General features: G+C 69.5%; 8 protein-coding genes. 6 read left to right on the forward strand and 2 right to left on the reverse strand.

The genetic code is table 11. The annotated features are described in order from the left end of the window. Positions 1-8: 8 nt before the first annotated feature. The gene (locus tag ACFYPM_RS21710) at positions 9-1,763 is read right to left on the reverse strand and encodes an ATP-binding protein (RefSeq protein ID WP_387199790.1); all 1,755 of its coding nucleotides are present in this window, start codon (positions 1,761-1,763) and stop codon (positions 9-11) included. Positions 1,764-1,911: 148 nt separating this feature from the next. Beyond that, positions 1,912-2,658 carry a pyrimidine reductase family protein gene (locus tag ACFYPM_RS21715; RefSeq protein ID WP_387199793.1) on the reverse strand — a complete coding sequence of 249 codons (747 nt, stop codon included), beginning with the start codon at positions 2,656-2,658 and terminating at the stop codon, positions 1,912-1,914. A gap of 150 nt (positions 2,659-2,808) precedes the next feature. Between ACFYPM_RS21715 and ACFYPM_RS21720 the strand changes: the two genes are divergently transcribed. From ACFYPM_RS21720 to ACFYPM_RS21745, 6 genes are all read left to right on the forward strand, one after another. Further along, positions 2,809-3,372, forward strand: a complete 564-nt coding sequence (locus tag ACFYPM_RS21720; protein ID WP_387199796.1) for a plasmid pRiA4b ORF-3 family protein — start codon at positions 2,809-2,811, stop codon at positions 3,370-3,372. A gap of 213 nt (positions 3,373-3,585) precedes the next feature. Further along, positions 3,586-4,872: an ABC transporter substrate-binding protein gene (locus ACFYPM_RS21725; protein ID WP_387199799.1), complete on the forward strand. Its 1,287-nt coding sequence runs from the start codon at positions 3,586-3,588 to the stop codon at positions 4,870-4,872. Between the two features lie 113 nt (positions 4,873-4,985). Further along, positions 4,986-5,957 carry a carbohydrate ABC transporter permease gene (locus tag ACFYPM_RS21730; protein ID WP_387199802.1) on the forward strand — a complete coding sequence of 324 codons (972 nt, stop codon included), beginning with the start codon at positions 4,986-4,988 and terminating at the stop codon, positions 5,955-5,957. Between the two features lie 10 nt (positions 5,958-5,967). Next, entirely contained in the window at positions 5,968-6,810 is an 843-nt protein-coding gene (locus ACFYPM_RS21735) for a carbohydrate ABC transporter permease (RefSeq protein WP_387199805.1), read from the forward strand. Continuing rightward, positions 6,807-8,228, forward strand: a complete 1,422-nt coding sequence (locus ACFYPM_RS21740; protein WP_387199809.1) for a GH1 family beta-glucosidase — start codon at positions 6,807-6,809, stop codon at positions 8,226-8,228. Before ACFYPM_RS21735 ends, ACFYPM_RS21740 begins: the two co-directional genes overlap by 4 nt. Before the next feature lie 82 nt (positions 8,229-8,310). Then, a complete protein-coding gene (locus ACFYPM_RS21745) occupies positions 8,311-9,357 on the forward strand; it encodes a LacI family DNA-binding transcriptional regulator (protein ID WP_357247804.1) in 1,047 nt (348 codons plus the stop codon). The last annotated feature ends 196 nt before the right edge of the window (positions 9,358-9,553 follow it).

Consider the following 9,553-nt stretch of genomic DNA (forward strand, 5'->3'; position numbering starts at 1 on the left):
GGCCCTAGCTAGAACGGGATGTCGTCGTCGGAGCTGCCGCCGCCCGAACCCACCACGGCGAACGGGTCGGCGGACTGGGTGATCGAGCGCAACGTCTCCGATGGTGCCCGGCCCGCCTCGGAGACCCGGGTCGCCCAGGCCGGGAACGGGAACTCCAGGCACAGCGGCACCGGAATGTCCGGCTGGTTGACGAACATCGTGCCCGGCTTGGCCAGCAACGCCCGCTGCCGTTGCGCCGGCGGGAGGAAACCGTACTCCGGGCGGGAGGCCTCGGCCGGGTCGAGTCGGCCGACCACCCGGATCGCCGAGTTGGTGACGATGCGCCGCTCCACCTCACTCGCCGTCTGCTGCGCGCCGATCAGGATCACCCCGAGCGAGCGGCCCCGCTCGGCGATGTCGAGCAGCACCTCCTTGATCGGCGAGGAGCCCTCCCGGGGGGCGTACTTGTTGAGCTCGTCGAGGACGACGAAGAGCAGCGGCTTGGCGGTGCCGGACTTTTCCTTGCGCTCGAACTCGCTCTTCAGCGTCACGCCCACCACGAACCGCTGCGCGCGGTCCGGAAGGTTGTGCAGGTCGACCACCGTCACCTGCGCCGACTCGCTGGTGTTGATCGAGTGCGGGCGACGGGTGGCCAGGTCGCCGCGGATCAGCCGGGCGAGGTCCTTCTTGCTGCCGATCAACCGGCGGGCGAACGCGTTGACGGTGCCCAGCCCGACCGCGCTGCCGGCCCAGTCGGAGCGGGTCTCGTCGTCGTTGAGCGCCTCGACGATGTGGTCGACCAGGTCACCGTAGGAGCCGAGCCGCACCCCGTCGATGCTCACCCCGCCGTCGGCCGGCTGGGCGTAACGGGCCAGGTGCGCGGTCACCGAGTGGACCACCATCGTGTACTGCTGGCGCTCGTCGTCGGCGTCGGCGAAGACGTACGGCAGCAGGCGGTCGGCGCAGAATTCGCTCAAGGTCCAGTAGAACGAGTCCACCCCGGTGAGCCGGCTGCTCACATCCGGTGTGCCCGCCGCGTCACCGACCCGGGGCGGGGCGTACACCCGCACGTCGGGGAAGGGGCCGGCGCTCAACCCGAGCTTCGCGTACGCCGCGCGGGTGGGATCGTCGAGGCGGGAGTTGGGGTGGTCCAGGAAGAGCAGGTCCTCACCCTTGACGTTGAAGATCAGCGCCTTGGCGTTTACCGCGTCGCCGCCCAGCACGCCGGAGCGGAAGACCGAGTAGAGCAGGAAGGTCGCGAAGCTGGTCTTGGTGGCCACCCCGGAGATGCCGGAGATCGAGACGTGCGCGCCGCGGCTGCCGTCGAGGAAGTCGGCGTTGAGATAGACCGGGACGCCGTCGCGACCCATCCCCATCGGGATGCGCCGCTCCATCCGGTCGAAGTGCAGCGCGCGGGCCCGGGCGTCGCCCTCGGCCCGGAACACCACCGCGCCCGGGGTCGGCGGCACGTACAGCTCCGGATCGACGCGTGTCGTGGTGACCTCGGCCGCCTCCTGCACCTGCGCGGGGAGCGTGCCGTCCGCGATGGCGAACACGTCGGAGTCGAACTGGGCGCCCTCGTGACGCGCGCGGACCTGGGTGACCACCCCGGCGATCGTCACCGGCTCCCGGTCCGGCAGCTCCCGCCGGGTGACCACCACGTCGTCGAGCTGGAGATAGCTGCCGGGCGCCACGGCCGTCCAGAACTGCAACGGGGTGGCGTCGGCGGTGCCCAGCACCCGCCCGACCGCCTCGCCAGGGCTGTCGAGGTCGGCGTCGGTCATCGGGCGACTCGGGTCGGTCGGGCGGCACGGTCGGGAACCATGAGGTGCATCCTGCCCGAGGAGTACGACAGGTCGCCACGCGACGCGTCGGACGACACCCTGCGCCGTCGGGCCCGCGACGGTGGGTGTGTGACCGGACGACGGCCCGTTACGGGCGGGCGTGGCGCAGCAGGAGGACACCGTCCTCGGCGGCCAGCACGTGCCGCAGGGTGAGCGGGCGCGGCGGCGCGGGGTCTCCCGCGCTGATCCGGCCCGGTCCGGGGCCGGCCAGCAGTGGTGAGACGGTGAGGCACAGCTCGTCCACCAGGTCGGCGGCGGTGAGCGCGCCGAACAGGTGCGGGCCGCCCTCGCAGAGCAGTTGGGTCAGCCCGCGTCGGTGCAGTTGGGCGAGGCCGACGGCCAGGTCGACCCGTTCGGTGCCGCAGCGCAGCAGGTCGGCGACGTCGGTCAGGCCGGGCGGCGGCTCGGCGTCGGCGTGGGTGAGCACGATCGGCCGGGTCGGGGCGTCGGCGAAGGCGGCCTGCGTCGGATCCAGGTCCAGCGAGCCGGAGACGACCACGAGCGTGGGGTACTCGGCCAGCCCGTGCTCGCGTCGCCAGGCGCGGCGGCGCTCGTCGAGGCGGATTGCACGGTATCCCTCGTGGCGCAGCGTGCCGGCGGCCACCACCAGCGCGTCGCAGAGCATCCGCAGCAGCCCGAACACCCGTTTGTCCGGCTGCCCTGAGAGCCCGGCGGAGTAGTCGTCCACGCTTACCGCGCCGTCCAGGCTGGTGACGAAGTTGACCCGCAGGCGGGGCTCGTCCGCGCGCTGGTAGAGGGCGGTCAGCGCAGCGTCGTCGAGTGGCTGCGTCGACGGCTCGGGCCAGAGCCGTCGGATCGGAATTCCGACGCTCATTCGCCGGCCGGACCGGTGACCGGAGGGGTCGGTTCGGCGGTACGGTGCTGGCAGTCGCACCAGTTCCGGCCCGGGCAGTCGTCGTGTCGCCGGGCCCGGCACGCTCGGCAGATCATGCTCGCAGCCTAAGCCGCGGGAGGACAGGACAGCATGCCGCGTCAGATCTTCCAGCTGAAGATGTCCCTCGCCGGCGTCCGCCCGCCGGTGTGGCGACGGGTGCTCGTGCCGGCCGGCTACACGCTGGACCGGTTACACCGGGTGGTGCAGCACGCGATGGGTTGGCGCGACTGCCGCCTGCACTCGTTCGAGATCGACGCGATGCAGTACGGCGAACCCGACCCGGACGGGGAGTTGGCCCTGCACGACGAGTTGGACGCGCGGTTGGACGCGGTGCTCGGCAAGGGCAGCCGGTTCTCCTACACCTACGACTTCGGCGACTGGTGGGAGCACGACCTGGTCGTGGAGGACGCGTTGGCCGCGGACCCGGACGAGCGGTATCCGGTGTGTCTGGACGGCGAGCGGGCCTGTCCGCCGGAGGGCGTCGGCGGGCCGTCGGGCTACCAGGCGCTCCTGGTCGCGTTGGCCGACGGCGACGACCCGGTCGGGCCGATCGATCCGCGGCACGCGACGCTGCGCGACTGGGTGGGGTCCACCTTCGACCCGTCCCGGTTCGACCCGGTTCGGACCACCACCCTGCTGCGCCGCTTCTGCTGAAAATCGACGCAGGTCGAGGCCGAGTTTCGGGCCTGGTGGAGCGGTAACGATCTGGGAACGCTCCCAACACCCTATTGACACCCCCGTTACCTGTCGGCAATCTCATGGGAGCGCTCCCGGAGGTGGCATGGGTCACTCGAACACCCTGGCGTGGCGCGATGAGCACCCCCCACCACACACATCAGCCTCACCACCGGAAAGAGGGGTCAGCGAATGAGTGTCACCACGCGGCGTACCCGCCTGGCGGCCGCTGCCCTGGCCGCGATCACCGCGGTCAGCGGTCTCGCAGCCTGCGGCAACGACGACGACAAGCCGGCGGCCGGCGAAAAGCCTGCCAAGCTGGTCGTCGACACCTTCAGCGAGTTCGGCTACGACGAGCTCGTCAAGCAGTACGAGAAGGACACCGGCATCAAGGTCGAGCTGCGCAAGACCGCGCAGCTCAGCGAGTACCGGCCGAAGCTGGTCCGCTACCTGGCCACCGGCAAGGGCGCGGCGGACGTCACCGCCCTGGAAGAGGGCATCCTCAACGAGTTCAAGACCAACCCGAAGAACTGGGCCGACCTCAACCCGTTGATCGCCGACCACTCCAAGGAGTACCTGCCCTGGAAGTGGGAGCTGGGCAAGGCGCAGGACGGTCGGTTGGTCGGTCTGCCGACCGACGTCGGCAGCCTCGCCGTCTGCTACCGCAAGGACCTGTTCCAGGCGGCCGGCCTGCCCACCGAGCGCGACCAGGTGTCGGCGCTCTGGTCGGACTGGAAGGGCTACCACGACGCCGGTCTGAAGTACAAGCAGGCCACCGGCAAGGCGTTCGTCGACTCGATCACCGCTGTCTCCAACGGTGTGATGTTCCAGGGCAACGGTGATCTGTTCTACGACAAGGAAAACAACATCATCGCGGACACCAGCCCCGCGGTGAAGAACGCCTGGGACACCGCCACGTCGATGGCGGACATCTCCGCCAAGGTGCAGACCTGGTCGCCGGAGTGGTCGGGTGGCTTCAAGCAGGGCACCTTCGCCACCACCTTCTGCCCGTCCTGGATGCTCGGCATCGTGTCGGACAACTCGGGTGCGGCCAACAAGGGCAAGTGGGACGTCGCGGCCGTGCCGGGTGGCGGCGGCAACTGGGGTGGCTCGTGGCTCGCGGTTCCGGAGCAGAGCAAGTACCCGAAGGAGGCGGCGAAGCTCGCCGAGTACCTGACCAACGCGAAGAGCCAGGTGGACGCCTTCAAGCTCAAGGGCCCGCTGCCCACCAACCTGGAGGCGCTGAAGAACGACGCGTTCCTCAGCTACACCAACGAGTACTTCAGCAACGCGCCGACCGGCAAGATCTTCGGGGAGAGCGTCGCCAAGATCCAGCCGACCTACCTGGGTCCGAAGCACCAGGCGGTGAAGGAGAACGCCTTCGAGCCGGCCCTGCGGGCGTTCGAGAACGGGCGAGCCGACAAGGCGAAGGCCTGGGAGCAGTTCACGAAGGACGCCAAGACTCAGGGCGCCTTCTGAGTGAGTGATTCCCTGCCGGTGGCGTTCGGGGGTTCCCGGACGCCACCGGCCGGTCCCCTCCGCGTAGCGCCCTGCGCGAGGGCCCCCGGGCCTCGCCGGAAAAGGAAATTCGCATGAGCCTGTCGGCCACGACGGCACCGCCGTCGCCAGCAGCACCGCCTTCTCCCGACGTCTCTTCCCGACGTAGCCGGGCAAGGCTACTCAACCGCCTCGACGTCAAGTACTCGCCGTATCTCTACATCGCCCCGTTCTTCCTGATCTTCGGTGTGTTCGGGTTGTACCCGATGCTGCGTACCGTCTGGATGTCCCTGCACGACTGGGACATGATCGGCGACCACACGTTCATCGGCTTCGACAACTACACCCGGCTGGTGTCCGACGAGTACTTCTGGAACGCGCTGGTCAACACGTTGGGCATCTTCGCCCTGTCGACCATCCCGCAGTTGTTGCTCGCCCTCTTCCTGGCGAACCTGCTCAACCGGACCTTCCTGCGCGCCAAGACCTTCTTCCGGATGGCCATCTTCGTACCGAACGTGGTGTCGGTGGCCGCGGTCGCGATCGTCTTCGGGATGCTGTTCCAGCGGGAGTTCGGCCTGTTCAACTGGCTGCTCAGCCTCGTCGGTGTCGACGCGGTCGACTGGGACGGCCAGCGGTGGAGCTCCTGGTTCGCCATCTCCACGATGGTCAACTGGCGGTGGACCGGTTACAACACCCTGATCCTGCTCGCCGGCATGCAGGCGATCCCGAAGGACCTCTACGAGGCCGCGGCGATCGACGGCGCCGGCCCGTGGCGGCAGTTCTGGCAGATCACCCTGCCGATGCTCAAGCCCACCTTCGTCTTCGTGGTCATCCTCTCCACGATCGGCGGCATGCAACTCTTCACCGAGCCCCTGCTCTTCGCCAACGGCAACATCCTCGGCGGCGACCAGCGGGAGTTCCAGACGCTGGCCATGTACATGTACGAGATGGGCATCGAGAACCTGAGCACCGCCGGCTACGGAGCCGCGGTCGCCTGGGCGATCTTCATGATCATCGTCGTGGTGTCGCTGTTCAACTTCCTACTCGTCCGCCGCTCGGCGAAGTGAGGAGAGATCGATGACCTCGGCCTCCCAGCGCCTGTGGCGCACAAGTCCGCTGACCTACGTCGCGCTCGTCCTGGCGGCGCTGCTGTCGATCTACCCGTTCTACTACATGCTGGTGATCGCCACTCGCAGCCTGGACCAGATCAACGACGTGCCGCCACCGATCACCCCCGCCGGCGCGTTCGGTGACAACTTCCAGCGGGTGCTCGACAACGACGCCGCCAACTTCTTCACCGGCATGATGAACTCGGTCATCGTCTCCTCGGTGGTCACCCTGTCGGTGGTGCTCACCGGGTCACTGGCCGGGTTCGCCTTCGCCAAGCTGCGGTTCAAGGGCAGCAACGCCCTCCTGCTGGCGATCATCATCACCATGATGATCCCGACCCAGATGGGGCTCATCCCGCTCTGGAGCATGATGCAGGACCTGGGCTGGTACGACACCCTCTACGCGGTCACCGTGCCGTTCCTGGTCACCGGCTTCGGCGTGTTCATGATGCGGCAGTACGCCAGCCAGGCGATCTCCGACGAGCTGATCGAGGCCGGTCGGGTCGACGGGGCGAGCACGTTCCGGATCTACTGGAGCATCGTGCTGCCCGCGCTGCGCCCCGCCGCCGGCGTCCTCGGTCTGCTGACCTTCATGGAGACCTGGAACTCGTTCATCTGGCCGTACGCCATCCTCACCCCGGAGAACCCGACCCTGCAGGTCTCGCTCTCCTTCCTGTCGTACGCCTACTACACCGACTACTCCCAGGTGTTCGCCGCCACGGCGATCGGCACCATCCCCCTGGTAATCGTCTTTCTCGTGTTCGGCCGCCAGATCATCGGCGGGATCATGGAAGGTGCCGTCAAGTCGTGAGCAACCCCGCCAGCCCCAACGCCGTCGACGTCCTCGACGAGCGCCCCGGGCTGACCTTCCCACCCGGTTTCCTGTGGGGGGCCGCGACCGCGGCATACCAGATCGAGGGGGCGGCGGCCGAGGACGGCCGTACCCCGTCGATCTGGGACACCTTCAGCCACACTGACGGTCGGGTCGTCGCCGGGCACACCGGCGACGTCGCGTGCGACCACTACCACCGGCTCGGCGACGACGTCGCCCTGATGGCCGAGCTGGGCCTCAAGTCGTACCGTTTCTCGGTCTCCTGGTCCCGGGTGCAGCCCGGCGGCGTCGGCGCGGCCAACCCGCAGGGGTTGGACTTCTACCGCCGGCTGGTCGACGAGCTGCTGGCCAACGGCATCGAGCCGTGGCTGACCCTCTACCACTGGGACCTGCCGCAGCCGCTGGAGGACGCCGGCGGCTGGCCGGCCCGGGACACCGCGGCCCGCTTCGCCGACTACACGACACTGGTGGCCGACGCGCTCGGCGACCGGGTGCGCTACTGGACCACGCTGAACGAGCCGTGGTGCTCGGCGTTCCTCGGCTACGGCGCCGGTGTGCACGCCCCCGGCCGCACCGACGGTGCGGACGCGGTGCGTGCCGGGCACCACCTGATGCTCGGTCACGGCCTGTCCGTGCAGGCGCTGCGGGCCGCCCGGCCGAGCGCCGAGGTGGGCGTGACGGTCAACCTCTACCCGGTCGACCCGGCCACCGACGCCCCGGCGGACGTGGACGCCGCCCGCCGGATCGACGGGTTGGCCAACCGGTTCTTCCTCGACCCGCTGCTGCGGGGGTCGTACCCGGAGGACCTGGTGGCCGACCTGCGCACGGTGACCGACTTCGACCACGTGCACGACGGTGACCTGGCGACCATCGCCACGCCGCTGGACCTGGTTGGGGTCAACTACTACAGCCGGCACGTGGTCGCGGCGTCGGCCGAGGGTGCCGCGATCGATCCGGCCCCGTCGTGCTGGCCGGGCAGCGAGGACGTCCGGTTCGTCACCCGTGGCGTCCCGGTGACCGACATGGGCTGGGAGATCGACGCCCCGGGCCTGGCCGAGACGCTGCGTCGGGTGCACGGCTACACCGACCTGCCGCTGTACGTCACCGAGAACGGCTCCGCGTTCGTCGACTCGGTGGTCGACGGGCAGGTCGACGACGTAGACCGGCTGGCCTACTTCGACGCCCACCTGCGCGCCGCGCACGAGGCGATCAACGACGGAGTTCCCCTGCGGGGATACTTCGCCTGGTCGTTGATGGATAATTTCGAATGGGCCTGGGGTTACACCAAGCGGTTCGGCATGATCCACGTCGACTACGACAGTCAGGTCCGCACCCCCAAGTCCAGCGCCAAGTGGTACGCCTCGGTGATCCGGCGCAACGGTCTGGCCGCACAATAGGCTCGGGCCAGCCATCAGGACGGCCCTGGCGTCCACCTCTCGCAGGTGGCGCCGGGTCCGTCCGCCGTCGGAGGAGCAGACGATGACAACGCAGCGCACCCGGTCACTCGGGCGTCCGACCCTCGATGCGGTCGCGGCACGCGCCGGTGTCGGTCGCGGCACGGTCTCCCGCGTGGTCAACGGCTCGCCGCAGGTCAGTCCGGAGGCCCGGGCCGCGGTCCAACAGGCCATCGCCGAGCTGGGGTACGTGCCGAACCGAGCCGCCCGCGCGCTCGTGACCCAGCGGACCGACTCCGTCGCGCTCGTGGTGTCCGAGTCCGGTGAGCGGGTCTTCACCGAGCCGTTCTTCGCCGCGATCGTCCGGGGGATCAGCTCCGGCCTGCTGGAGACGCCGATGCAGCTCTGGCTGGCCATGGCGCAGTCGCCGGTGGAGCGGGAGCGGGTCGAGCACCACCTGACCAACCAGCACGTCGACGGCGTACTGCTGCTGTCGTTGCACGACTCCGACCCGCTGCCGACGCTGCTGGAGGAGCGCGGCCTGCCCGCGGTCCTCGGCGGTCGGCCCGCCCGGATGCTGCAACCGGGCGCCCAGCCGGCCTGGTTCGTCGACGTGGACAACGTTGGCGGGGCCCGGCAGGCGGTCGAGTACCTGGCGAGGCAGGGGCGACGTCGCATCGCCACCATCGCCGGCACCCAGGACATGGGCGTGGGCCTGGCCCGCCTGGCCGGCTACACCGAGGCCGTGAAGGCCACCGGGGCCGGCGTCAACCCCGACCTGATCGCGTACGGCGACTTCAGCGAGGGCAGCGGCGCGTCCGCCATGCGCCGGCTGTTGGACGTCTGCCCGGACCTGGACGCGGTCTTCGTCGCGTCCGACCTGATGGCGTTCGGCGCGCTGCGTACGCTGCGGGAGGCCGGCCGTCGGGTGCCGGAGGACGTCGCGGTGATCGGCTTCGACGACGCGACGATCGCCCTCCGGGCGGACCCGCCGCTGACCACTGTCTTCCAACCGGTCGAGGAGATGGGCCGACAGATGGCCCGCCTGCTGGTGGCCCGGATCCGCGGCGAGGACCTCCCGGCCACGCACCTCCTCCTGGACACCCACCTGATCCACCGCGCCAGCGCCTGACCTCGCACGGCGCGTCCCCCGCGCCTCCCGCCCGCACCCGTGATCATGGATTTGCCCTGGACATTCCCGGCATCCTGCCCCGCCAACTCCATGATCAGAGAGGCCGGCGGGCAAGATCGTGCTCGATCCTGGATGTAGTGGTCTCCCGGGCGACCGAACACCACTAGATCCAGGATCGAGCACGATCTCGGCGCGG

The organism is Micromonospora sp. NPDC005203, assembly GCF_042872705.1.
Taxonomy (GTDB): domain Bacteria; phylum Actinomycetota; class Actinomycetes; order Mycobacteriales; family Micromonosporaceae; genus Micromonospora.

Bases quoted from the DNA above. Each gene is read 5' to 3' on its own strand.
- ACFYPM_RS21710 (WP_387199790.1), bottom strand. From the start codon at position 1,763: ATGACCGACGCCGACCTCGACAGCCCTGGCGAGGCGGTCGGGCGGGTG.
- ACFYPM_RS21715 (WP_387199793.1), bottom strand. From the start codon at position 2,658: ATGAGCGTCGGAATTCCGATCCGACGGCTCTGGCCCGAGCCGTCGACG.
- ACFYPM_RS21720 (WP_387199796.1), top strand. From the start codon at position 2,809: ATGCCGCGTCAGATCTTCCAGCTGAAGATGTCCCTCGCCGGCGTCCGC.
- ACFYPM_RS21725 (WP_387199799.1), top strand. From the start codon at position 3,586: ATGAGTGTCACCACGCGGCGTACCCGCCTGGCGGCCGCTGCCCTGGCC.
- ACFYPM_RS21730 (WP_387199802.1), top strand. From the start codon at position 4,986: ATGAGCCTGTCGGCCACGACGGCACCGCCGTCGCCAGCAGCACCGCCT.
- ACFYPM_RS21735 (WP_387199805.1), top strand. From the start codon at position 5,968: ATGACCTCGGCCTCCCAGCGCCTGTGGCGCACAAGTCCGCTGACCTAC.
- ACFYPM_RS21745 (WP_357247804.1), top strand. From the start codon at position 8,311: ATGACAACGCAGCGCACCCGGTCACTCGGGCGTCCGACCCTCGATGCG.